Genomic DNA, 25,576 nt, shown 5'->3' on the forward strand with positions numbered 1-25,576 from the left:
TCCAGCCTGTGTTGGCTATGCCCAGTGGATAGTTGTGCCGAAGCGGGGCAATCAGCTTAGCCCGACCCTCAACTGCCGGTTAAATCGTTGTAACGAACGACCCAGTTCACCGCTGCCCGTATAGTGATACGCGTAGCTCAATCCGAGCCGTTGCGCAGCGGCCTGCGCTCGCTGCTGCAGCTCCTCATCCTCACTCTGCGCCAAATACAGCAACTTCCGATAGTGTCCGAACAGCAACGGTTCTAACTCCGGCTTCCGGTCCAGTCCCAGACCGCGTATCACCAGGCGATCAAAGTGCCGCACCAGAAAATCGGTCAGGTAGAAGGTGCCGAGCTCCGCCTCTTCAAACTGCCTGAACTGCTCACTGCCACTATAGAACTGATAACAGTGGGCGCCCGGGATACGCTCCACGCCCTCCCGCTCGAGCAGGGTATCCAGCCGACCGCCGGTACCGCAGTCACCGTAGGCCACAAACACCAGCTGTCCTTGTGCCCTCGCTGCATCAATCAGCTTCTCCACCGCATCCGGAATCCGTTCCGGGCGGTTATGCAGTTCCGCGCTGATCGAGGCCACTTCCAGATGGGTCCAGCCGTTGGCCTTGATCAGCGCCTGGATCTCCCGCAGCAACGCCGAACAGGTGATGATTACCGCACCCGGGACAGCATCCGCCGCCTGCCGCTCCACGCGATCGGTAACGGCCAGTACGGAGGATGGGTCGCCCGACGGCATGACATCCGATCCGGCGTTGTCAGGCGATCGCCGCCCGGCCTATTGCCGCAGCGCTACGACGCTGGGCCACCAGTTCCTTGGCCATGTCCACGGCAACCGCCGCATCACGACAGTAGCCGTCGGCGCCGACCGCCTCACCAAACTCCTCGTTCAGCGGCGCGCCACCGACCAGCACGATGTAGTCGTCACGGATACCCTTCTCCTTCATGGTGTCGATCACCACCTTCATGTAGGGCATGGTGGTGGTCAACAGGGCAGACATGCCGAGGATGTCCGGCTTGTGAGTTTCCAGGGCCTCCAGGTAGGTCTCAACCGGGATGTTGATACCGATATCGATCACCTCGAAGCCGGCACCTTCCATCATCATCGCCACCAGGTTCTTGCCGATATCGTGGATATCGCCCTTTACGGTGCCGATTACCATCTTGCCGACCGACTCCGCCCCGGTATCCGCCAGAATCGGGCGCAGGATCTCCATACCGCTCTTCATCGCATTGGCGGCGGAGAGCACCTCGGGAACAAACAGGATACCGTCACGGAAATCCACACCCACGATCCCCATACCGGCCACCAGCGCATCAGACAGCACCTTCTCCGCCGACCAGCCTCGATCCAGGAGTATCTGCGTCCCTTCGGCGATCTCCGCGTGCATACCGTTGTACAGATCGTCATACATCTGCTCCACGAGTTCATCATCGGGCAGCGTCGAGAGGTCCAGATCTTCCTCGTCGTACAGCTCTTCGTTATTGGACATGTGCAGATCTCCGTGATTAATAAAACCCGCCGCAAGCTGTTACGGCTTACAGTTTCCAAGATTATTGATAGGCCGTGCCCGCTGCAGCCACCGGTTGCGACACGTGATTGCCGAAAAGCGACACAAAAAAAAGCCACCGTCGCGATGGGTAAAATGCCCGTCGCCGGGGAGACAAAACAGGGCGGCCGGTAGCCCTAATCTAGGGCCTCGGAACGGCGCATTATCAGCGCAAAGGCGAGGCATCCGTAACCAGGCGGCGGCAAACCCAAATGAGGCGACAGATGGCACATATCATTGACGGAAAAACAGCGGCCCAGACCCTGCGCACGCAGATCACCCAACAGGTTGCCGCACTGCACTCCCCCGGCATCTCCCCAGGACTGGCTATGGTGCTGGTGGGGGAAGACCCGGCCAGCGCGAGCTATGTGCACAGCAAGGCCCGACAGACTGAGGAGTGCGGCATGCAGGCGTTCGAGCACAAGCTGCCACAATCGACCACTCAACAGCAGTTGCTGCGGCTGATCGAGCAACTGAACGGTGATGCCCGGGTACACGGCATCCTGGTGCAGCTCCCGCTGCCAGACCACATCGACGCGGTTGCGGTACTGAGCCGTATCGCCCCGGACAAGGATGTGGATGGTCTTCATCCGGTGAATACAGCCCGGCTGGCCGATGGCAATCCGAACATCGTCCCCTGTACTCCGCTGGGCTGCTTGGTGCTGCTACGCAATGAACTCGGCGACCTGTCCGGAAAACAGGCATTGGTGATCGGGCGTTCACATCTGGTTGGGCGTCCGATGAGCCATCTGCTGTTGAGTCAACACTGCACCGTCACTACCGCCCATTCCCGCAGCCAGAATCTGGCCGAGTTATGTCGACAAGCAGATATCCTGGTAGTGGCCGCCGGACAACCGGAGCTGGTTCGGGGCAGCTGGATCAAACCCGGCGCCACCCTGATCGACGTCGGCATCAATCGACAGCACGGAGAAGACGGTAAAACAGCGCTGGTGGGAGATGTGGCCTTCCGCGAGGCTGTGGAAGTAGCCGGCGCCATCACCCCGGTGCCTGGCGGCGTTGGGCCGATGACGATCGCCTGCCTGCTGCTCAACACCCTGCTGGCCGCCTTGCGTCAGCAGGGTATGTCCGCCCCTGAATGGGCAGTACTGGCGCATTGAACGACAGCCGCCCCCCTGCGGCATGGGGTTCATACCGCAGGGGGCAATGAACGGTTGGATCAGCGTTGCACGCTCAACCCATACTCCGCACTGGCATCCTGCAGCCAGTGCCAGAGGTAGTCGGCAAAGCTACGCCGTACCACCAGCTCCCAGCGGGTTTCGGCACTGCGCCGGATAATCGCCTGGGTCTTGGCGAAGGTGGTAGTAACCACCTTTCCCACTGGAAAGGTGCGCGCATCCACATCGTAGCCGGTGCTCTTTTTCAACACCGACACGGCCTGCTCCCCGGACAACTCAATCAGGGTCTGGCCGCCGGAGACATTGACCACCGCATAGTGTCCGTCAATCGCGTCGCGCAACTGCTGCTCCACCCCGAACGCCTCCTCACCCGGCAGCAGCAGTAACCACTCATCGGGTGAAATCCAGAACAGGGAGCGGGTATCCTGCTCCACACTCTGCAGCGTCTCCGGCAGTGCCACGCCAACCACCCGCTCAACGCCTTTCACAAACGAGGCATTCTCCCGGCTCCCGCGCAACACCAGGTGGCCCAGCAGCTTCAGCTCCCTCAACTGCACCCCGGCGGATTGGGCTGCGGTATCGGCCAGGCTATTCAGGTTGGCATGCTGCAACGGACTCTCGGCACGCGGCTCCGGTCCAGGTAACTGATCCATCACGACCACGTCCAGTTTTTTCTTGGCTTCCACTTGCGGTGTTTTTACATCAGACATTCTGGCGCTCCCCTTTCGGATCCAGGAAGATCGGGCTGCAGATCTCGGCTTCGATGACGCTACCGTCAGCCTGTGGATAGTAGACCGTATCGCCCATCCGATCGTGCCCCCCACGAACAAAACCCATGGCGATACTGCGCTCCAGGTTGGCGCTGTAGTAGCTGGAGGTGACATGCCCCAACATGCGCATCGGCACCGGCTGATGGGGATCATCCACCGCCTGTGAACCCTCGGGTATCACCACCTGGGGATCACGACTCTTCAGACCGACCAGCTGCTTGCGCTGCGTCTTTACGCAATCTTCACGCGCCATACCACGCTTGCCGATATAGCTGAACGGTTTTTGATTGGCCACACACCAGCCCATCCCGAGATCGAGCGGGGTCACCGAACCGTCGGTGTCCTGACCGGCGATGATGAACCCCTTCTCGGCACGCAAAATATGCATCGTCTCCGTACCGTAGGGGGTCAGGTTGTACTTTTCGCCGTGTTTAAACAGCTTCTCCCACACATACAGGCCGTAATTGGCCTGTACATTGATCTCAAAGGAGAGTTCACCGGTGAAGGAGATGCGGAACACCCGCGCCGGCACGCCGGCCACGGTACCGCTGCGCCACTCCATGAAGTTGAACGCACCCGGCTGCAGATCGATATCGTCGGTCAGCTCGGCCAGCAGTTCACGACTGCGCGGACCGGCGATCGACATGGTGGCCCAGTGGTCGGTCACGGTGTTGAAATAGACCTCCAGCTCCGGCCACTCGGTCTGGTGATACAGCTCCAGCCACTCCAACACGCGGGCCGCCCCGCCGGTGGTAGTGGTCATCAGGAAGTGATCCTCCGCCAGACAGGAGGTGACGCCGTCATCAAACACCATGCCGTCCTCACCGCACATCAGGCCGTAGCGACACTTACCGACCCCCAGCTTGGCCCAGGCATTACTGTACACCCGGCCCAGGAACTCGCGTGCATCCTTGCCCTGGACATCGATCTTGCCCAGGGTCGAGGCATCCAGTATGCCCACGCTTTCACGGGTAGCCCGACACTCACGATCCAGAGCCTGCTGCATGCTTTCGCCCGGCTTGGGGAAATACCAGGCGCGCTTCCACTGCCCCACATCCTCAAATTTGGCGCCGTGCTGTTCGTGCCAACGCTGCATGGCGGTGAAGCGTTTCGGATCAAACAGTTCGTTACAGTGACGCCCAGCAATGGCGCCGAAGGTGATCGGGGTATAGTTGGGCCGGAAGATGGTGGTACCGGTCTCAGGGATGCTCTTGTTCAGCGACTTGGCGGCGATCGCCATGCCGTTGATATTGCCCAGCTTGCCCTGATCGGTACCAAACCCCATCGCGGTATAACGTTTCACATGCTCGATCGACTCGAAGCCTTCCCGCGTAGCCAGCTCCACCGCCGCCGCGGTGACATCGGTCTGGTAATCCACAAACTGCTTGGGTGCACGACTGGTCGGCTTGGTGTGGGGCACGTGAAACAGCGGCATGGCCGGCCACTCCTCGACGCGCTTGGTCGAGGGAATGGAGAGCTGCTCCAGATCCAGCTCGAAACCCGCATTAATCGCCGCCTGGACTCCCTGGCGAGCGCCTTCTTCAAGGCAGGCCGCCAGCGAGTAGCTGCCGTTTACCGCGCCGGCCACCAGCTGTTGCTGTACCGTTTTGCCCGGCACGAAGGCGGCAATGTCGTCACGCCACTCCGGACGACTGCCGGTATGGCAGGAGAGGTGCACCGCCGGACTCCAGCCGCCTGCGCTGGCCACGGTGTCGCACGCCAGGCTATACGGTCTACCGGTCACCCGCTCACCGCTCTCATCGATATCCGCGATCACCACGCCTGATACCCGGTTACCACCCAGTACCTCGATTACCGCGGCGCCGGTGATCAGGTTCAAGCCGCGATCCCGCGCCATGCTCACGGCCTCACCGTCCGGATCGGTGCGGGTATCCACAATCGCCTCAACCCTGTGTCCCGCATCCTGCCAATCAAACGCGGCACGGTAACCGTAGTCGTTGGTGGTCATCAGCACCAGCCTTTGACCCGGCACCACGGCATAGCGTTTGATGTAGGTGGATACCGCCGAGGCCAGCATACAGCCCGGCCGATCATTATTGCCGTAGACCAGCGGTCGTTCGATGGCCCCGCTGGCGAGTACCACCCATTTCGCGCGCACCCGGTGCAGGCGTTGACGCACCTGCCCCTCGGGTGCACGATCCAGCAGGTGGTCGGTGAGGCGTTGATGAATCGTCAGAAAATTGTGATCGTGGTAGCCGTTGACCGTGGAACGGGGCAATAGCAACACATTCTCCATCCCCGCCAGTTCACGCACCCTGTCCGCCACCCACTGATCGGCCGGTACGCCATCGATCTGCTCGTCACTGTGCAGCAGCATGCCACCGAACTCAGCCTGCTCGTCGGCCAGGATCACGCGCGCCCCACTCTGTGCGGCGGCCAACGCCGCGCTGAGACCGCTGGGTCCGCCACCCACCACCATCACATCGGCATGTTGATTGAGGTGATCGTAGCGGTCCGGATCATTCTCCAGTGGCGAGCGTCCCAACCCGGCCGCCTTGCGGATGTACTTCTCGTAGGTGTCCCACATCGACTGCGGGTACATGAAGGTCTTGTAGTAGAACCCGGGCGGCATCATGCGCCCGCCGACCTTGCCAAGGTAACTCATCAGGTCGAATTCGGTGCTTGGCCAACCGTTGGTGGAGTTCGCCACCAGCCCCTCGTAAAGCTCTTGCTGGGTGGCTCGCACATTAGGGACCTGGGTCGCCTCACTGGCACCCAATTGCATAATGGCGTTCGGCTCATCGGCACCGGCGGCGATGATGCCGCGCGGCCGGCTGTACTTGAAACTGCGCCCGACCAGGTCGACGCCATTGGCCAGCAGGGCCGAGGCCAGGGTGTCGCCGGCAAATCCGGTATATTTTTTTCCGTTGTACTCAAACGGCAGAGGACGGGTGCGATCGATGCGTCCGCCAGACTGGAGACGATTTTTTTGTGTCATTGTCAGCGCCTCATTGATCCGGGTTGGCGGAGACCGAGGGCTGAACCCCTATTTTGTAGGTCTCCTTGATTTCGTAGGTCTGGGTGTCGCGGGTGATATTGAAGAACTTGCGACAACCGGTGGCGTGTACCCACAACTCATGATGAAGCCCACGCGGATTGTCCCGGAAGTAGAGGAACTCACCCCACTCCCGGTCGCTGCAGTTGTCCGGATCCAGCGGCCGGGCGATGTGCGCCTGACCCTTGGCGTGGAACTCCTCCTCTTCGCGATACTCTTCGCAGTAGGGGCAGTAGATATGGAACATGTCGGTACTCCTTCGCTCAGTGGGCCACGCCAGCGGCGCCGTGCTCGTCAATCAACGCACCGTCGTAGAAGCGGTACATAGAGAAGGGCTTGGCCAGTTCATGCGCCTCACCCTTGGCCAGGGTAGCGGCGAACACATGTCCCGAACCCGGTGTCGCCTTGAAGCCGCCGGTGCCCCAGCCGCAGTTGAAGAACAGGTTCTCCACCGGCGTATCGGAGATGATCGGACAGGCATCCGGGCAGGTGTCGACAATGCCGCCCCACTGACGATTCATGCGCACCCGACTGAAGATCGGGAACAGCTCCACAATCGCCTGCACGGTGTGCTCGATGGTCGGGTAAGAGCCGCGCTGACCGTAGCCGTTGTAGCCGTCGATGCCGGCACCGATCACCAGGTCGCCCTTGTCCGCCTGGGAGATGTAGCCGTGTACATGATTGGACATCACCACCGTGTCCAGCACCGGCTTGATCGGCTCCGAAACCAGGGCCTGCAACGGATGGGATTCCAGCGGTAAACGGAAGCCGGCCATCTTCGCCAGCACGCCGGAGTTCCCCGCTACCACACAGCCGATTCGGTTCCCCTTGATGGTACCGTGTTGCTTGGTGACCACCGCGGTCGCGGCGCCATCCTCAACCTGTATATCCACCACTTCACACTGCTGGATCAGGTCCACACCGAGCCGGTCGGCCGCCCGGGCGAAACCCCAGGCCACCGCATCGTGTCGTGCCACGCCACCCCGGGGTTGCCAGGAGGCGCCCATCACCGGATAGCGTCGATTGGCCGAGCAATCCATGATCGGCACGATCTCCTGCACCTGCTTGGCATCCAGCACCTCACCGTCAATACCGTTCAAACGATTGGCGTTGACCCGCCGCTGGATATCCCGCATATCTTGCAGCGTGTGTCCCAGATTGAGCACTCCGCGCTGGGAAAACATGACGTTGTAGTTCAGGTCCTGGGACAACCCCTCCCACAGTTTCATCGCGTGCTCATACAGATGGGCGGCCTCGTCCCACAGGTAGTTGGAGCGCACAATGGTGGTGTTTCGCGCCGTGTTACCGCCACCCAGGTAGCCTTTCTCGATCACCGCCACATTGGTGATCCCGTGCTCCTTGGCCAAGTAGTAGGCAGTGGCCAGCCCGTGCCCGCCACCGCCGACAATGATCACGTCGTAATGGGTCTTGGGCGTGGGATTGCGCCACACCCGTTGCCAGTTTTCGTGATAGCTGAGCGCATGTTTCAGCAGCCCGAAACCGGAATATTTCTGCATAGTCTCGTCCTCAGTCTCACCCGGTTAGCAACAACCGACTGGTCAACACTCGATAACGTTGACAGCCAGTCCGCCCCGGGAAGTTTCTTTATACTTGTCCAGCATGTCCCTGCCGGTCGCGCTCATGGTGGCGATCACCCGATCCAGTGACACGAAATGCTCCCCATTGCCGCGTACCGCCAGGGTAGCGGCATTAATCGCCTTTAGCGAGGCCATCGCGTTACGTTCAATGCAGGGCACCTGCACCAGGCCGCCCACCGGATCACAGGTCAGCCCCAGGTTATGCTCCATGCCGATCTCGGCCGCATTCTCCACCTGTTGCGGCGTGCCTCCGGCCGCCTCCGCCAGCCCTGCCGCCGCCATGGCACAAGCCGAACCCACCTCTCCCTGGCAGCCGACCTCGGCACCGGAGATGGAGGCGTTCTCCTTAAACAGGATGCCTATTGCCGAAGCGGTCAGCAGGAAGTTGATCACCCCCTCCTGATCGGAGTTGGGACAGAAGTTGACATAGTAGTGCAGCACTGCGGGTATGATGCCGGCGGCGCCATTGGTGGGCGCGGTCACCATACGCCCGCCTGCCGCGTTCTCTTCATTCACCGCCAGGGCGTACAGATTGACCCAATCCATGGCCCCCATCGACGGTGTGATCATGTCCATGCGATTGCGGTTCTTGAGCTCCTGATACAGAGTCGGGGCACGCCGCTTCACGTTCAGGCCACCGGGCAGGATGCCTTCATTGCGGATGCCATTTTGTACGCACTCCTGCATCACCTTCCAGATTTCCAGAATACCGGCACGCACTTCATCCTCGCTGCGCCACGCCTGTTCGTTGGCCATCATTACCTGGGCAATCGAGAGCCCGGTCTCCACGCAGATCTCCAGCAACTCGCGTGCAGTGTGGAAGGGAAACGGTAGTGGGGTGTTGTCTTCCACAATGCGGTCCGCCCCGGCGGCCTGCTCATCCACCACAAAACCGCCCCCCACCGAATAGTAGGTGCGCTCACGCAGCAGTTCGCCGCTCCGGTCCCAGGCGCTGAAACGGAGTCCGTTAGCGTGGTAAGGCAACACCTCGTGCGCCAGAAAACAGAGATCCCGCGCCTCGTCGAACTGGATCGCCTGGCTTTCAAGTAGCCATAACTGAGACTGCTCACAGATCGCCTGCGCCCGCCGCGGCACCATTGCCGGATCCACCGCCTCGGGCAGATAACCTTCCAGACCGAGCATCACCGCCGGCCCGGAGCCGTGACCACGGCCGGTGGCACCCAGGGAGCCGTAAAGCCGGCACTGTACCCGTGCCACCCGCGGCAGCAGCCCGTCGCTGTTGAGCGCACTCGCAAAGCGTTGTGCCGCTTTCATCGGCCCTACCGTATGCGAACTGGAGGGACCGATTCCGATCTTCAACATATCGAACAGGCTGATCGCCATGACCACAATCCTCGCTTAACGGTACACCGGATAACGGGCGCAGAGCGCCTCCACTTTTTCCCGTACCTGGGCAATCACCGGTTCCGCATCACCCTGCTGCAGGGCATCCAGGATATCCGCTATCCAGTGACTCAGCTCGCGGCACTCCGCCTCGCCGAAACCGCGGGTGGTAACCACCGGGGAACCGATGCGCAGGCCGGAGGTAACGAACGGTGACTGGGGGTCGTTCGGTACCGAGTTCTTGTTCACCGTAATTGAGGCCTGTCCCAGGGCGGCGTCCGCCTCCTTGCCGGTCAGCCCCTGCTTGATCAGGCTGAGCAGGAACAGGTGGTTGCGGGTCCCGCCCGAGACCACCTCATAACCGCGCTCGATCAACACCTTAGCCATCGCCTGGGCGTTCTTTAACACTTGCGCCTGATAGGTTTTGAACGCCGGTTCCAGCGCCTCTTTAAAGGCCACCGCCTTGGCCGCAATCACATGCATCAGGGGGCCACCCTGGCCACCGGGGAAGACCGCGGCATTGAGTCGCTTCTCCAGCTCCGGATTGGCCCGGGCCAGAATCAGGCCGCCTCGAGGACCGCGCAGGGTCTTGTGGGTGGTGGTGGTCACCACATCGGCATAGGGCAGCGGATTGGGATAGAGCCCGGCCGCCACCAGACCGGCCACATGCGCCATATCCACAAACAGATAAGCACCCACCTGATCGGCAATCTCCCGGAAGCGCGCCCAGTCCACCACCTGGGAGTAAGCGGAGAAACCGGCAACGATCATCTTTGGTCGATGCTCTTCGGCCAGAGCCTGTACCTGATCGTAGTCGATCTCTCCGCTCTCCGGATCGAGACCGTACTGCACGGCATTGTAGATCTTGCCGGAGAAGCTGACGTGGGCGCCGTGGGTCAAGTGTCCGCCGTGGGCCAGACTCATACCCAGCACCGTATCTCCCGGTTGCAGCAGTGCCATGTAGACCGCGGCATTGGCCTGCGAACCGGAGTGCGGCTGCACGTTGGCGTAGTCGGCACCGAACAGCTCTTTGGCGCGATCAATAGCCAACTGCTCCACCACATCCACATGTTCACAGCCGCCGTAGTAACGTTTCTGCGGATAACCCTCAGCGTACTTATTGGTCAGCAACGATCCCTGCGCCTCCATCACCCGGGTGCTGGTGTAGTTTTCCGAGGCGATAAGTTCGATATGTCCCTCCTGACGCTGGGCTTCGCTTTGGATCGCATTCCACAGCACCTGATCAAACTGCGCAATCTGGTCACTCTTGTTCAACATCGGGTCTCATCCTCCATTCCCAGACGGTCATCGCCGTACTGGTGGTGTCATCACCCCCACACCGCGGGGGGCTTTCAGAGAGCCCATAGTAGTAACTTGCCGATATCGCCAGTTGCCTGCCAGCGGCTTGATAGTATGGATTTGCGACACCCCCGAGGCGCACCACCATGTCCTACACGGCGGGGCAGCTCCCTCACCCGGCGTCGCGCGTACCCAGCAACGACGCACCAGACTCCTGCATCAGGCGCAACATGCCGGCCGCTTTGTCCAGGGTCTCCTGGTACTCAGCCTCAAGCTGTGAATCCGCCACCACACCACCGCCGGCCCAAAAGCGCGCCACCCCGTCCTGCTGCAGTAGGGTACGAATGGCAATATTGGTATCCAAGGTACCGTCATAACCCAGATAACCGATGCTACCGCAATAGACGCCACGCCGATGCGGTTCCAACTCACGGATCACTTGCATCGCACGGCGTTTGGGCGCACCGGTGATGGAGCCACCGGGAAAGGCGCCGCCAAACAGAGCCAGCGGGTCGCCAGCCGGCGGCAGGTCGGCACGAATAGTGGTCACCAGATGATGCACATTGGAAAAGCTCTGCACCTCGAACAGACGCGGTACACGCACGCTGCCGGGCTGGCAGTAGCGGCCCAGATCATTACGCAACAGGTCCACGATCATCAGGTTTTCCGCCCGGTCTTTTTCACTCTCGGCCAACTCCCGGGCCAGCCGGCGATCGGTCTGTGGGTGTTCGTTGCGGGGGCGGGTCCCCTTGATCGGCGAGGTTTCTACCGCGCCTTGCGCGATCTGCAGAAAGCGCTCCGGTGAGACGCTCAGTACTTCACCCCAGGGCAATTTGAGATAAGCGGAAAACGGCGCCGGACTGATTTCCCGAAGGTGCTGGTAAGCCAGCCAGGGATCACCCGAAACCGGTACGTTAAACTCACGGGTCAGGTTCACCTGGTAGCAGTCGCCTTCACGCAGGTAGTGCTTGATGCGACGAAAGGCCGCCGCATAGGCCGCCAGTCCCAGGTTGCTCTCAACCGGCCCGTGCGCCCGATAAGGCGCCCGCTCGCGTACCGCTGGAAGTTGGGTAAAACGCGCCACCAACCGCGACCACTGACGCGCCAACGCCGGTGTCAAATGGCTGCTGGCAAGCCAGCAGCGACGGGTCTGATGATCACTCACCAGCGCCCAGTCGTAGATACCGACCGCCATGTCCGGGAAGCGCCCGGCAGTGCTGTCAACGGCGTGCGGATTAACTGGATCACAGCATAATTCATAGCCGAACAGGCCTACCGCACCACCGCGGAAAGGCAGGGGTGAATGGTCGCCGTAGGTCTCACCCAACAACTCCCGCAGCAACTCCAGGGCCGGGCGGCGTGAACGTCTGGCAAAGCCCTCGCCACAGATCGCCGTCTCCTCTCCCCGGGTGATCAGGGTAACGCGGGGGTCGGCAACCAGGATATCGTAACGGCCCCGTTGACTGCCGGGGCGACCGCTATCCAGAAACATCGCCCACGGCAGGTCCGCCACCACCTCGAACAGTTGGCTGCTATCAGGATGATAGGGGATTTCGGTGAGCCGATGTCCCGGTGTCATACGTTGTGTGCTCATCTCAGTCGCCTCCACAATGGGCGACCCGCCCCTCAGAGAGTTCCTCAGCCGGCATACCCACCGGATGATTCCCATCGACGAACCGCGGCGCATTGCCGGACAGCTCCTGGAAATCACTGCGCTGGCCTACAAAGATGTGCGCCGCCACCCGCAGCCCGGTATCCCGCTGCAGGGAGCCGGCCATAATACGGATCAGACCGTCCCCGGGGTGTGGCAACCAGAACAGACTGGAACCACACTCGCGACAAAAACCGCGTTTCGCCAGCTTGTTGCCGTACCAGGCCAGGCCGTCGCCACGCAGTATACTCAACTGAGAATCGAGCGCCGCTGTGGCGGAGACAAAATTACCGCTGCTCTTACGACACTGATCGCAGTAGCAGTTCACCACATCCCGCAACGGCCCATGAACCTCATACTCCACACAACCACACAGACAACCGCCCTTCAGAATCGGCGTTTTCACTTGCTGTTCTTCTTGACTCGTCATCAGCCTGTTCCTGTGCAGATCAGTCGTTTCTGATTTCCAGCTTAGCGAAAGCTGACAACCACTCATGCCTTTTCACGACCCGCAGTTACCTTCAGGCGACGGCTTTTCATAGCACAGCACTTCAGCTTGTCCCAGGCCTTCGCAATATGGACTTTTCCCGCAAAAAAAAGGCCGGCATAAAGCCGGCCAGGGAGGACCGTAGACGACAACAGCCGTCTACTTCTGGAAGCGACACCGCTTCAATGGGTTCGGACTTTCCGATTAAAAAAGACCTTCGATATGACCGGCTTTGTTAACAAATATTTTCTCGGCCGTCGGCACCCGGGGCAATCCCGGCATGGTCATGATATTGCCGCAGATCACCACCACGAAACCGGCACCGGCAGACAGCCTCACTTCGCGTATTGGCACCACATGACCGGTCGGGGCACCACGCAGATCCGGGTCGGTACTGAACGACATGGGCGTTTTGGCTATGCACACCGGCAGTTCACCAAAATCTTCCTGCAGTTTGGCAAATTGATCACGCACTTTCTGATCGGCGATGATGTCCTCCGCACCGTATAACTCGGTGGCCACGGTCTTCACCTTGTCCCACAACGGCATGGCATCATCGTACAGGTGCCTGAATTCGGTAGGTTGACGATCGATCATCGCCACCACTTCACGCGCCAACGCCTCAGTACCCTCGCCGCCCATCGCCCAGTGATCGCACATGATTGCCTGCACACCGATCTCGGCACACTTCTTCTGCAGCAATTCGATCTCTGCCTCCGTATCGGCGCTAAAGCGATTGATGGCGACCACCACCGGCACACCGAACTTCTTCACATTGTTGACATGACGGGCAATATTTTCAAAGCCCTGATCCAACGCATCCAGATGTTCATACTTCAATTCATCCAGCGAACAACCACCGTGCATCTTGAGCGCACGAATGGTACCCACCACCACGGTGGCGTCCGGCGTCAAGCCCGCTTTACGCATCTTGATATTGAAGAATTTCTCAGCACCCAGATCGGCACCAAACCCAGCCTCCGTCACGACATAATCGGAGAGCTTAAGAGCGGTGGTGGTGGCCAGGACCGAATTGCAACCGTGCGCAATATTGGCAAATGGCCCGCCGTGTACAAACGCCGGCGTCCCTTCCAGGGTCTGCACCAAATTCGGTTGAATAGCGTCTTTCAACAATGCAGTCATAGCGCCCTGGGCATTCAGGTCACGCGCAAATACCGGCTTCTGCTCCCGGGTGTAACCGACGATAATATTACCCAGGCGCTCCTGCAGATCATCCAGGTCACGCGCCAGACAGAAGATAGCCATCACCTCGGAAGCCACAGTGATGTCGAAACCATCGGTACGCGGAAAGCCGTTAATGACATCACCCAGGCTGTTGGTGATTTCACGCAACGCCCGATCGTTCATATCCACGACCCGTCGCCAGGTGATACGACGCGCATCGATGCCCAACTCGTTACCCCAGTAGATGTGGTTGTCGAGCATCGCAGACAGCAGATTATGCGCGGCACTGATGGCGTGAAAGTCACCCGTGAAATGCAGGTTGATATCTTCCATCGGCACCACTTGCGCATAACCACCACCGGCAGCGCCACCTTTGATACCAAAACAGGGGCCAAGCGACGGCTCACGCAGACAGATTGAAGCCTTCTTGCCGATACGGGTCAAGGCGTCACCCAGACCGACGGTGGTGGTGGTCTTACCCTCGCCCGCACGGGTCGGGCTGATACCGGCGACCAGTATCAACTTACCGTTGGGGCGACTCTTCAGGCTTTCGATGTAGTCCAACGAGACCTTCGCCTTGTGGTGGCCATGGGGTAACAGATCCTGCTCTTCGATATCGAGTTTTGCAGCGATCTCTTTGATCGGCCGCATCGAAAATTCGCGTGCGATTTCGATATCTTCCTTAGGATTAATGTGCTGGGATGCAGGCATGGTCGAAAGTCCTCATCAAAAATATAACCATTGGCTGGTGAGGGAATGTTGGAACAAAGCGATGAATAAAAACGTCTGCGGGGCGACTTTGGCCTGTCTATTTACGACATAAAACAGGATTCGAAGTGACCCGAGACGGACACTCCGGACAGGTCGTTTTAAACAGGAAAACAAAGCACGCCGCAGCAGGGCAAAAAAAACCGACCTGTCATCGACAGGTCGGGTGCAGGAAAGGCCGAAGTTCAAACAACCGCTTCTACACGCACCGCACAGTATTTGAACTCGGGAATTTTTCCGGTGGGGTCAAGCACATCATTGGTCAGTAGGTTGGCCGCTGCTTCATGATAGCAGAAGGCGATAAACACCTGTCCCGAACGCAATCCGGCATCGGCACGCACCGCGGCGAACAACTCGCCTCGCCGGGAACTAACCCGAACCTGATCACCCTCCCGGATATCGATTTGCGCCAACTCGTTCGGGTGCATAGTGACCACCGGGATCGGCTCGATGGCATCCAAAACCTGGGAACGCCGAGTCATGGAGCCGGTGTGCCAGTGCTCCAGTTGGCGACCGGTGATCAATACCTTGGGATACTCATCATCCGGCACCTCATCGGCGCTGATCAGCTGAACAGGCACCAGTCGCCCCTTGCCGCTGACGGTTGGAAAATCATCGGTGAAGATCACCGGCTCACCCGGGTCGCCCTCTTGTCGACAAGGAAAGGTAACGGAGTCCTCCTGCTGCAGTCTCTCCCATGTGATGCCGGCGATACTCGGCATCGCCTGGCGCATCTCCTCAAACACTTGCTGAGCATCATGATAATTCCAATTCAGTCCCAAACGACGTGCAATCTCCTGGATGATCCACAGATCCTGGCGCGCCTCGCCCGGCAGCTCCAGTGCCTGACGTCCCAACTGCACGCGGCGATCGGTGTTGGTGAAGGTACCGCTTTTTTCCGGGAACGCCGAAGCCGGCAATACCACGTCGGCAAACCAGGCGGTCTCGGTCACGAACAGATCCTGCACCACCAGGTGATCGAGTGCGGCCAGTGCCTTACGCGTATGATTCAGATTGGGATCGGACATCGCCGGATTCTCTCCCATGACGTACATGCCGCGGATCTCACCCGCCAGAACGGCGTGCATGATCTCCACCACGGTGAGTCCCGGCCGGTCATCCAAGGCGGTCTGCCACAACGCCTCAAAACGCGCCCGCGCCTGATCATTGTCTACCCGCTGATAGTCAGGAAACACCATCGGAATCAGTCCCACATCCGACGCGCCCTGGACATTGTTTTGCCCACGCAGGGGATGTAGACCGGTTCCGGGTCGCCCGATCTGACCGGTAATCAGGGCAAGTGCAATCAGGCAGCGCGCATTATCGGTACCGTGCACGTGCTGTGAGACACCCATGCCCCACAGGATCATGGCACTACGGGCCGTGGCGTATCGGCGCGCCACCTCGCGAATGGTTTGCGCATCGATCCCGCAGATCGGCGCCATGCGTTCAGGCGTGAATTCGTGCACCTGCGCCTGTAGTTGTTCGAAGCCCTCGGTGCGCGCCTCGACAAACTCCCGATCCACCAAGTCCTCATCGATTATGGTGTGGAGCATCGCATTCAGCAGGGCGACATCGGTATCCGGATTAAACTGCAACACATACTCGGCGTGACGCGCCACCGGCGTGACCCGCGGATCCATCATGATCAGGGTCTTGCCCGACTGAGCCGCGTTCTTGATAAAACTGGCGGCTACCGGGTGGTTGGCGGCCGGGTTGGAACCGATGACGATGATCACCTCGGCCTCGGCGACGTCGGCAAACGGATTGGAGACCGCGCCCGAACCGATGCCTTCCAGCAAGGCGGCGACGCTCGAGGCGTGGCACAGCCGGGTACAGTGATCCACGTTATTGCTGCCGAAGCCGGTGCGCACCAGTTTCTGGAACAGGTAGGCCTCCTCGTTACTACCCTTGGCCGAACCGAAGCCGGCCAAGGCACGGCCATCCTGTTGTTGCAGGATCCGCCGCAGACCTTCGGCGGCGGCATCCAGCGCCTCCTCCCAGCTCGCCTCGCGAAATACCGACTGGTAGTCGGCGGGATCGCCAATTCCATCTACCGACTTGGGTACGCCCGGTTTACGGATCAGCGGTCGCATCAGGCGATGCGGGTGACTGACATAATCAAAGCCGAAACGTCCCTTCACGCACAGGCGACCGCGATTGGTGTCACCATCGCGCCCCTGCACCTGCAGGATCCGGTTATCCTTCACCTGATAGGTCATCAGGCAACCCACACCACAATAGGGGCAGACGGAATCGACCGCCTTATCCGGGGCGATAAGTCCCACGCCACCGGAGGGCATCAGTGCACCGGTAGGACAGGCCTGTACGCACTCGCCACAGGCGACACAGCTACTCACACCCATCGGATCATCCAGATCAAACACGATTTTTGACTCAGCGCCGCGGAAGGCGTAGCCGATCACATCATTGACCTGCAGTTCACGACAGGCGCGCAGGCAGCGGGTGCACTGGATACAGGCATCCATATTGACCTCGATCGCCGGATGGGAGTTATCCCGCTCCGGCTGTCGCCGCGAAGCGAATCGGGGCTCACCCACCTGCAACTGATCGGCCCACTCGTCAAGCTCCGAATTCAGGGTATATTTGCGCTCTGCCACATCCGACTGCAGCAGTTCCAAGACCATCTTCTGGGCGGTTCGCGCCCGTGGATTGCGCGAGTGCACCACCATCCCCTCGGTCGGGGTACGCGAGCAGGAGGCGGCCAACACCCGTTCGCCCTCGATCTCCACCATGCAGGCACGGCAGTTGCCCTCGGCGCGCAGACCGGATTTGTAGCAGAGCCTGGGGATGCGCTCGCCATACCGCTCCGCTGCCTGCAGGATCGACTCACCGGCATACGCCTCCAGCGCCTCGCCGTTGAGGGTAAAACAAACCGTGTTAGCGTTATCTTTGTCGGAGGCACTCATGTCAGGCGATCTCCTCTGGAAAATAGCGCAACACACTGCGCAGGGGATTGGGGGCAGCCTGACCCAGACCGCAGATCGAGGCATCTTCCATCACCTGCGCCAACTCATGTAGCAGACCCTGATCCCACTGCTTCGCCTCCATCAGGTCGACAGCTTTACGCGTACCGACCCGGCACGGGGTACATTGCCCGCAGGACTCATGCGCAAAAAAGCGCATCGCGTTCAGCGCCGCATTGCGCACGCTGTCCTGGTCTGAGAGCACGATGATCGCCGCCGACCCGATGAAACAGCCATGCGCCTGCAGCGTATCGAAATCGAGCGGCAAATCGGCCAGGGCAGCCGGTAGAATGCCGCCCGACGCGCCACCCGGGAAATAGGCCTTCAACCTATGCCCCGGCAGCATACCGCCGCAGTATTCATCCACCAGTTGTCGCAGGGTGATGCCGGCCGGCGCCAGATGCACCCCGGGCCGGTTAACCCGCCCGCTGACCGAGAACGAGCGCAGACCCTTGCGACCGTTGACACCGTGACCGGCAAACCAGTCTGCGCCCCGCTCCAGGATGTCACGCACCCAGTAGAGGGTTTCGAAGTTGTGCTCCAGCGTGGGCCGCCCAAACAGCCCCACCTCGGCCAGGTAGGGGGGACGCTGCCGCGGCATACCCCGCTTGCCCTCCAGGGATTCGATCATGGCCGACTCTTCACCGCAGATGTAGGCGCCGGCACCGCGGCGCAGATGAATCGCAGGCAGGGCTATGGGTGGCTCCGTCCGCAAGCGCTGTAGCTCCCGCTCCAGCAGTTGGCGGCAACCGGCATACTCATCACGCAGATAGATGTAGATCTCTTCACAACCCACCGCCCAGGCGGCAATCAGCATGCCTTCCAGAAAGCGGTGCGGGTCACGCTCCAGATAATGCCTATCCTTGAAAGTGCCCGGTTCACCCTCGTCGATATTCACTGCCAGCAGGCGCTTGCCGGGGAAACCACTTACGATGCGCCACTTGCGTCCGGCGGGAAAGCCGGCGCCGCCCAGTCCGCGCAGGCCGGAATCCGCCATCACCTGCATCACCGACTCGCGATCCCGCTCACCCGCCACACAGGCCTTCAACAGGGAATATCCCTGCTCCCGTACATAGCGACTGTAGTCGATAGCCTGGGATGGCGCGGTGTCCGAAACATCACCCTGCGAAACCGCCTCAAGAACCCGTTCAGGGGTCGCCTGGGCTATCGGTCGAGTGCCCACCACTGCCACCGGGGCCTCCTGGCAACGCCCGACACAGGGGACCTTTTGAATACGCATCCGGGCAGAATCCAGCCCTTCTTTGAGGGCATCGATGAGCCCGCGCGCACCCGCCAGCTCACAACTTACCGAATCACACACACGCACGGTCAAGGGGGGTGGCGGCGTCTCGCCTTCCTTCAGCACATCGAAATGGTGGTAGAAGGTAGCCACCTCGTACACCTCCACCGGCGAGAGTTGCATCAGGTCGGCCAGGGCCACCAAGTGATCCGCCGACAGCGCCCCATAGCGGTCCTGAATCCGGTGCAGATACTCGATCAACCGATCCCTTGCCGGACGTTCTCCCCGTAGCAGCTCGGCTACCTGTTCGTTCGCCTCCGGTTTAACGCTGCGCCCTCGGCGACCGCCGTGACGTCTACCCTGTTGCTGCTTACCCATATCTAAAACCTGTCGTGCTCCCATGTTTGAATGGTTAACCGGCGGCACCCACCACCTGCGTCAATCCTGCCCGGCGGGGACGGGACCCTTGCGGCTGCAATGCCACACCTTCCAGTACCAATGGCACCCGCCGTAACGGCTGTCGCCGCTTGTCGAAGCGCTGCCATAACGTACGATAACGCTCTCCCCGCTGGGGGTGACGCACCTCGCCGGCAATTTCCGCCAGCGGGCAGAGTACAAAGGCGTACTGCTCGATATCTGGCCGCGGAACAAACCGATCATTCACCGGCCCAACATAGTCACCATACAACAACAGATCAAGATCGAGGGGAAAACACCCCCCCGCTGCCCCGCCACGCACACGTCCGTAGGCCCGCTCGATTTGATGCAGGCGCTGCCGCAAGGCGATTAGCGGTAACGTCGTATTCAGACCGATAACCATATTATAGAAATGACCCTGCGCACTACCCACAGCTCGACTCTCATACACCGAGGAGAGGGTCAGCGCACCGAAACAGGTACCCAGCTCGCGCGCCGCGGACTGGATGTTGTATGCGCGCTGATGGTTACTACCAACACCGATGTAGACCCGGGGCATGTTATCTTCCGCTTGTGTGTAGTGAACCCACAGGAGGGCCTGTGACCTAGCCAGCACGTCGAGCAGGGATCAACACCCGACGCCTGGACGGTTTTGATGGTAACGGGGTATCTACAGCCGGAGACAGCTTGAATGCGACCAGTTGCTTGGCGGCGGCGACCTGAGGGTGCAATCATCCGTCACACCGCCAAGATTGTCACGGGTAGCCGCATACCGATTCGATGCGACGGCAGGAAAACCGGCATACTGTAGCGTGACCTGTCGACCGGTTTCCGATACCCTATCCGCCCTCTTTTGTTCCCCACGCGACATATCGCCCTATGCATCGCGGCAGATGATTGAATTCGCCCGCCGCTCTGGTGACAATCGTCGACAACCGTATCCCGAACGGTCACGGCGGCAATGGATGTGCCGCCTGTCATGCGGGCAAATTAGCGACTAATCTATAACAACATCCATCAACGGCTCTCAGACTGGAATAACTATCGTGCATGCCGAACAGCTAGAAATCGCCGGATTTCTTGAAAAACACCCCCCCTTCGATGAACTCTCTCAAGAAGCGCTTCAAGAACTGGCACAGCAGGTGGAAGTGGCCTATTACCGTTCCGGCAACGACATACTCAATTTTGCTGAGCCATTGCAGGATCTCTATGTAATCAGGCGCGGCGCAGTTGAAACCTATCGACGTACCGGGGAACTCTACAGCCGGCTTTCAGATGGGGATGTATTTGGACAGATGGGTCTACTGATGAATCAGCGGGTTCGTTTTCCGGTGAAGGCGATTGAGGACACGCTGGTCTATTGCATCCCGTTCGAGCAGTTTCGCGACTACTGCGATCGCTATGAAACCTTTGCCGATTACTTCGAGTCCGAAAACGATAGCAGCTCCCTGCTGCGCAAGGCGATCTCCGCACAGCACGATAACAATGACCTGACTACGGTGAAGGTAAAGGGGCTGATGCCCAGGGAACTGGTCACCATTTCCAACCAGGCTTCGATTCGTGAAGCGGCCGAAGTGATGACCGCTAATCATGTCTCTTCCGTTCTGGTGCTGAACCAGACCCAACGCGAGGCCGAGGATCCGGGACTGGTCGGCATCATTACCGACCGGGACCTGCGGGGGCGCGTGCTGGCATGCGGTGTCGATCCGGCTTCCAGCGTGGATCAGATCATGTCAAAACAGATCATCACCCTGGATGACAACGCCTACGTATTTGAAGCCATGTTGTTGATGCTGAGAAACAATATTCACCACCTGCCGATTGTGCAGCGACAGAAGCCGGTGGGCGTCCTGGCACTGTCTGATCTGATGCGGCACGAATCCCAGAGCAGCATCCTGCTGGTGCGCAGTATCTTTAAATTGTCCAGCGTCGAAGAGCTTAAGGCCCATGCAAAGCAGCTACCGGCGGTGTTTGTGCGCATGGTAAAAGAGGATGCGAACTCGCACATGATCGGCAGCGCCATGGCGGTGATCGGTCGCAGTTTCAAGCAGCGTCTGCTGGAACTGGCTGAAGAGCGGTTCGGTCCGCCGCCGGTGGACTACTGCTTTCTGGCTCTAGGCTCGATGGCGCGTGATGAACAGCTGATCTACACCGATCAGGACAACGCCATGGTGCTGGATGACAGCTATCGTGAAAAGGAGCATGGCGACTATTTTGCGCAGGTGGCGAAATACGTCAGTGATGGCCTGGCGGAGTGCGGCTATACCTACTGTGACGGCGAGGTAATGGCTACCAACCCGGAATGGCGCAAAACCCTAAGCGGCTGGAAGCGGCATTTTTCGGATTGGATCGATGAAGCCAGCCCTCAGGCGCTGCTTAACAGCAATATCTTTTTCGATCTGGACGGGGTTTGGGGGAGAACCGGTTGGGCCACTGAACTGCGTCGTTTTATCACACACATGTCAAAGAATAACAGGAAGTTCCTCGCCAGCATGGCCCGCAACGCACTCAACCGGACACCTCCACTGGGTTTTTTCAAGGAGTTCGTGTTGGAAAAGGATGGTCAGCATAAAGACTCCATGAACCTGAAACGGCGCGGTACCGCACCGCTGTCTGATGTCATTCGCGTACACGCGCTAGCCGTCGGCTCGATGTCAGTCAACTCTTTTGAACGTCTGGATGATGTGACCGAAACCGGGTTGCTGCCGGCCGGTAAGGCGACCGATTTGAGTGACGCGCTGGAGTATATCTCCATCGTCCGGATACGACACCAGGCCAAGCAGATCGAGTCGGGAGAGACGGTGGACAATAACGTGCACCCGAAACACTTGACCAGTTTTGATCGGCGAAACCTGAAAGAGGCGTTTCAGGTGGTCAGCAGTGCACAGAGTTTTCTCAAGTACCGCTACAACTCCAATATCCCGATGAAGTAGCCTGATCCATGTCCGACACCCCAAACAACCCAGCACTCAAGAAAACGCTGCGGCAGGATTGGCCGGAGTATTTTGATCAACTGGCGATTCAATGTCAGGACCACCGGCTGCACCGGTACTATGCCGGAGGCGTGGTGAGTGGCGATACGGCGATGATCAATACGCCGCTGGTGGCGATGGACTTTGAAACCACCGGTATGAATGCCGCCGTGGACGACATTGTCAGTATCGGTTTGGTGCCCTTTTCGCTGCACCGGATCTTTTGTCGTGAATCGGCGCACTGGCTGGTAAAACCCATGCAGTCATTGACCGAGGGGTCGGTGGTGATCCACGGGATCACCCATACAGACATCAACACCGCTCCCGACCTTGAAGTGATACTGGAAGCGCTGCTGACGGCCATTACGGGACGTATTCTGGTTGTGCACTACCGCCATATCGAGCGAGATTTTCTTACTCGGGCCCTGCTGGACCGACTGGGCGAATCAATCGAGTTTCCGGTCATCGATACCATGGCGATTGAGCATACCGTACTCCGGCGTCGTCAGGGCCTTGTGGACCGTTTATTGAAACGCTCACCCGGAGGACTACGACTGGGTGATTGCCGCGAGCGATACGGATTGCCCCATTATCACGCGCACCACGCATTGACCGATGCGCTGGCGACTGCGGAGCTGTTGCAGGCGCAGATCGCCCACCATTTTAGTGAAGACACGCCACTTGGAGAACTCTGGCTGTAAATAAAAAAATCCGGCACATGGCCGGATTTTTTTATTTACAAATCAGAACTGTACTAGGGCGAATTCGCCGGTGCCACTACCCGGCTACTCTTGCCGCGCGGCTCCGTACTGAACCCCATAAGCAGACTGACACACATCAGCAGCAACACAATGGTGAACGGCAGACCGGTGGATATGGCGCCGGCCTGTAAGGCTTGAATCGCATCTGTTCCGCCGATCCACAACAGGGCTGCGGCGATGGCTCCCTCTGCGGTGGCCCAGAACACGCGCTGCGGTACCGGCGCATCGATCTTACCACCGGCGGTGATGCTGTCGATAACCAGCGAACCGGAATCCGAAGAGGTGATAAAGAACACCAGTACCAGTACGATCGCTACCACTGACAGCAGGGTGCTCATCGGCATCTGCTCAAACATCTGGAACATGGCCAGAGGCACCTCGGTAAGACCCTTTTCACCCAGGACACCGATCTTGTTGACAACCTGATCGATGGCGATGCCACCGTAGATGGACATCCAGAGGATAGTCACGCCAGTCGGCACCAACAGTACGGCGGCAATGAATTCGCGCACGGTACGACCGGAGGAGACGCGGGCAATGAACATACCTACAAAGGGTGACCAGGAGATCCACCAAGCCCAATAAAAGACGGTCCAGCCCTGGAACCAGGCTTCGTCTTCACGCCCATGCGGATTACTCAGGGGGATGATGTTCTCCAGGTAGGCGCCAATCGTGGTCGGAATATTCCCCATGGCAACGGCAAAACCGATCAGAGCCACCGCAATCAGCAGGCCGAAGGCGATCACCATGTTGACGTTACTGAGCAGCTTGACACCACCCTCCAGTCCACGAACCACCGAGAACGTGGCCAGTGCGGTAACGCCAATAATGATGATAATCTGCAACCCGATACCGTTCTCAATACCAAAGACGTGATGGATACCGGCCGCCGCCTGCTGCGCGCCGAGACCCAGCGAAGTGGCCAATCCAAACAGGGTAGCGAGTACCGCCAGGATATCGATGATATGTCCGGCCCAACCCCAGGTACGATCACCCAGTATGGGGTAAAAAATTGACCTGATGGAGAGGGGAAGACCCTTGTTATAGGTGAAGAACGCCAGGGAAAGCGCCACCACACCATAGATCGCCCAGGGGTGAAGCCCCCAGTGATACATGGTAGCGCCCATCGCCATACGCGCGGCTTCCGGCGTATTGGCTTCAACGCCAAGTGGGGTCTTGTACCATCCTGTCAGGTAGGCGACCGGTTCCGCCACGCTCCAGAACATCAGGCCGATGCCCATCCCCGCGGCAAACAGCATAGCCAGCCAGGAGATCGTGGAGTGCTCCGGTTTCGCATCTTGCCCGCCAAGTCGGATCTTACCGTAAGGCGAGACCAACAGCAGCAGACAAAAGATAACAAAGATGTTGCCGGCCCACATGAAGAGTGCATCAAAGTTACCAATAATGTCCCACTTCAAGCCGTCCAGTAATTTTTTGGCTGCCGCCGGATCAGCGACCAGTGTGGCGATCAAAAACAGCAGAATAAGCCCAGCGCTAATCCCAAAAACGGGGTTATGTATATCGAAGCCCCACTTCTGGACATTATCCTGCCCCACCGAATAATCGGTACTCTCAATACTATATTTATCGTGCTTTGAGTTCATAAAACTCCCCCTCTGGTTCTGCATGCCGATACCCGATATGGAAGCCCAAGGTTTTGCAGATGCCTAGGCAGATATCTACGTTGGATATCCATTTATGGTACAAATCGATATTACAGAGTCTCTTATATAAGGTCATAAGACATTGAATAATCAATGAAATGTGCCACAAATCTAGTTGTGGCGCTAACGAGTGTAAAACAATTGCGGGCGCCAAAAAGGCCTGAAACCGACCAGTTTTAAATGAAATGAGACAAACTTCCAATCTTCAAGAGTGACCACAAGCAGGCAACATCAAGCGTGAACAGGTGCAGCTATTACCTTAAACAATAGTCGCGTATCCACTGTTTTTCCAGAACAGCGAAATACAGCAAAAGGGCGTTCCCAGGAACTGTAAATGTATGGTCGTCGCCAGAAGTAGCGGCAGTCTTGACTGGATATCCGCTTGTCAAATAAAGGCTGTACGGACGCGTGCCCGGAAAATTAGGCGCGTTGATGGCTTTTGTTGAAACTTGCACAGGTCACGATGCACTGCGCACGAAGAATGCAAAAGCACTGCTATAGGAAATCATCTGACCAAATACCCAATGTAGTACCAGCCCATACCGGTCACTCCCACTCCATTATCAACAGAACTTTAAACTTCTTATTTGTCAATCAGTTGAAAAATCTATCTTAAAAGTGCCATAAAAAATACCCTGCTCAGAATTTGCTTCAATAAATCTTCTTTAGCACCAAGTTCCATACTGACATCCATTCGTGCATTCTTGGCGAGACAGAAATCAACTGGTTGGCATTGTTTTT

The 25,576-nt window shown here is 58.9% G+C and carries 18 protein-coding genes; 3 read left to right on the forward strand and 15 right to left on the reverse strand.

What is annotated here, in order from left to right; all coding sequences use genetic code 11:
- Positions 1–51: 51 nt before the first annotated feature.
- Positions 52–729: a DUF1638 domain-containing protein gene (locus tag ACQY5R_RS02145; RefSeq protein ID WP_428603914.1), complete on the reverse strand. Its 678-nt coding sequence runs from the start codon at positions 727–729 to the stop codon at positions 52–54.
- A gap of 19 nt (positions 730–748) precedes the next feature.
- Entirely contained in the window at positions 749–1,483 is a 735-nt protein-coding gene (locus tag ACQY5R_RS02150; RefSeq protein WP_428603916.1) for a corrinoid protein, read from the reverse strand.
- Between the two features lie 281 nt (positions 1,484–1,764).
- On the opposite strand from ACQY5R_RS02150, the gene folD reads away from it, so the two are divergent.
- Complete coding sequence (folD, locus tag ACQY5R_RS02155) at positions 1,765–2,658, forward strand: bifunctional methylenetetrahydrofolate dehydrogenase/methenyltetrahydrofolate cyclohydrolase FolD (RefSeq protein ID WP_428603918.1); 894 nt, start codon at positions 1,765–1,767, stop codon at positions 2,656–2,658.
- A gap of 59 nt (positions 2,659–2,717) precedes the next feature.
- Here folD and ACQY5R_RS02160 read toward each other — a convergent pair whose 3' ends face one another.
- The 12 genes from ACQY5R_RS02160 to folK all read right to left on the reverse strand — a co-directional run bounded on the left by ACQY5R_RS02160 (position 2,718) and on the right by folK (position 19,997).
- On the reverse strand, positions 2,718–3,386 hold the full coding sequence (locus tag ACQY5R_RS02160; protein ID WP_428603920.1) for a sarcosine oxidase subunit gamma: 669 nt from the start codon (positions 3,384–3,386) through the stop codon (positions 2,718–2,720).
- Positions 3,379–6,405: a sarcosine oxidase subunit alpha gene (locus tag ACQY5R_RS02165; protein ID WP_428603922.1), complete on the reverse strand. Its 3,027-nt coding sequence runs from the start codon at positions 6,403–6,405 to the stop codon at positions 3,379–3,381. The genes ACQY5R_RS02160 and ACQY5R_RS02165 overlap by 8 nt, the downstream gene beginning before the upstream one ends.
- Before the next feature lie 10 nt (positions 6,406–6,415).
- Complete coding sequence (locus ACQY5R_RS02170; RefSeq protein WP_428603924.1) at positions 6,416–6,709, reverse strand: sarcosine oxidase subunit delta family protein; 294 nt, start codon at positions 6,707–6,709, stop codon at positions 6,416–6,418.
- Between the two features lie 16 nt (positions 6,710–6,725).
- Positions 6,726–7,979 (reverse strand): sarcosine oxidase subunit beta family protein, encoded by a 1,254-nt coding sequence (locus ACQY5R_RS02175; RefSeq protein ID WP_428603926.1) that lies wholly within the window; start codon positions 7,977–7,979, stop codon positions 6,726–6,728.
- Between the two features lie 42 nt (positions 7,980–8,021).
- Positions 8,022–9,404, reverse strand: coding sequence for an L-serine ammonia-lyase (locus ACQY5R_RS02180; protein WP_428603928.1), 1,383 nt, complete (start codon positions 9,402–9,404; stop codon positions 8,022–8,024).
- 15 nt (positions 9,405–9,419) lie between these two features.
- A complete protein-coding gene (gene glyA, locus ACQY5R_RS02185) occupies positions 9,420–10,682 on the reverse strand; it encodes a serine hydroxymethyltransferase (protein ID WP_428603930.1) in 1,263 nt (420 codons plus the stop codon).
- A gap of 193 nt (positions 10,683–10,875) precedes the next feature.
- Positions 10,876–12,297 carry an aminodeoxychorismate synthase component I gene (gene pabB / locus ACQY5R_RS02190; protein ID WP_428603932.1) on the reverse strand — a complete coding sequence of 474 codons (1,422 nt, stop codon included), beginning with the start codon at positions 12,295–12,297 and terminating at the stop codon, positions 10,876–10,878.
- Position 12,298: 1 nt separating this feature from the next.
- Entirely contained in the window at positions 12,299–12,784 is a 486-nt protein-coding gene (locus tag ACQY5R_RS02195) for a GFA family protein (RefSeq protein WP_428603934.1), read from the reverse strand.
- A gap of 261 nt (positions 12,785–13,045) precedes the next feature.
- Entirely contained in the window at positions 13,046–14,737 is a 1,692-nt protein-coding gene (locus ACQY5R_RS02200; protein WP_428603936.1) for a formate--tetrahydrofolate ligase, read from the reverse strand.
- A 242-nt stretch (positions 14,738–14,979) separates the two neighbouring features.
- Positions 14,980–17,724, reverse strand: coding sequence for a formate dehydrogenase subunit alpha (gene fdhF, locus ACQY5R_RS02205; protein WP_428603938.1), 2,745 nt, complete (start codon positions 17,722–17,724; stop codon positions 14,980–14,982).
- Between the two features lies 1 nt (position 17,725).
- Complete coding sequence (locus ACQY5R_RS02210; RefSeq protein WP_428603940.1) at positions 17,726–19,399, reverse strand: NAD(P)H-dependent oxidoreductase subunit E; 1,674 nt, start codon at positions 19,397–19,399, stop codon at positions 17,726–17,728.
- A 34-nt stretch (positions 19,400–19,433) separates the two neighbouring features.
- A complete protein-coding gene (gene folK / locus ACQY5R_RS02215; protein ID WP_428603942.1) occupies positions 19,434–19,997 on the reverse strand; it encodes a 2-amino-4-hydroxy-6-hydroxymethyldihydropteridine diphosphokinase in 564 nt (187 codons plus the stop codon).
- Positions 19,998–20,484: 487 nt separating this feature from the next.
- Between folK and ACQY5R_RS02220 the strand changes: the two genes are divergently transcribed.
- Both ACQY5R_RS02220 and ACQY5R_RS02225 read left to right on the forward strand, forming a co-directional pair.
- A complete protein-coding gene (locus ACQY5R_RS02220; RefSeq protein WP_428603943.1) occupies positions 20,485–22,371 on the forward strand; it encodes a putative nucleotidyltransferase substrate binding domain-containing protein in 1,887 nt (628 codons plus the stop codon).
- A gap of 8 nt (positions 22,372–22,379) precedes the next feature.
- On the forward strand, positions 22,380–23,111 hold the full coding sequence (locus ACQY5R_RS02225; RefSeq protein ID WP_428603944.1) for a 3'-5' exonuclease: 732 nt from the start codon (positions 22,380–22,382) through the stop codon (positions 23,109–23,111).
- 53 nt (positions 23,112–23,164) lie between these two features.
- Here the strand turns inward: ACQY5R_RS02225 and ACQY5R_RS02230 are convergent, their stop codons facing one another.
- Positions 23,165–24,775, reverse strand: a complete 1,611-nt coding sequence (locus ACQY5R_RS02230; protein ID WP_428603945.1) for a BCCT family transporter — start codon at positions 24,773–24,775, stop codon at positions 23,165–23,167.
- Positions 24,776–25,576: the final 801 nt, after the last annotated feature.

It is taken from the genome of Sedimenticola sp., from assembly GCF_050289425.1.
GTDB lineage: Bacteria > Pseudomonadota > Gammaproteobacteria > Chromatiales > Chromatiaceae > Sedimenticola.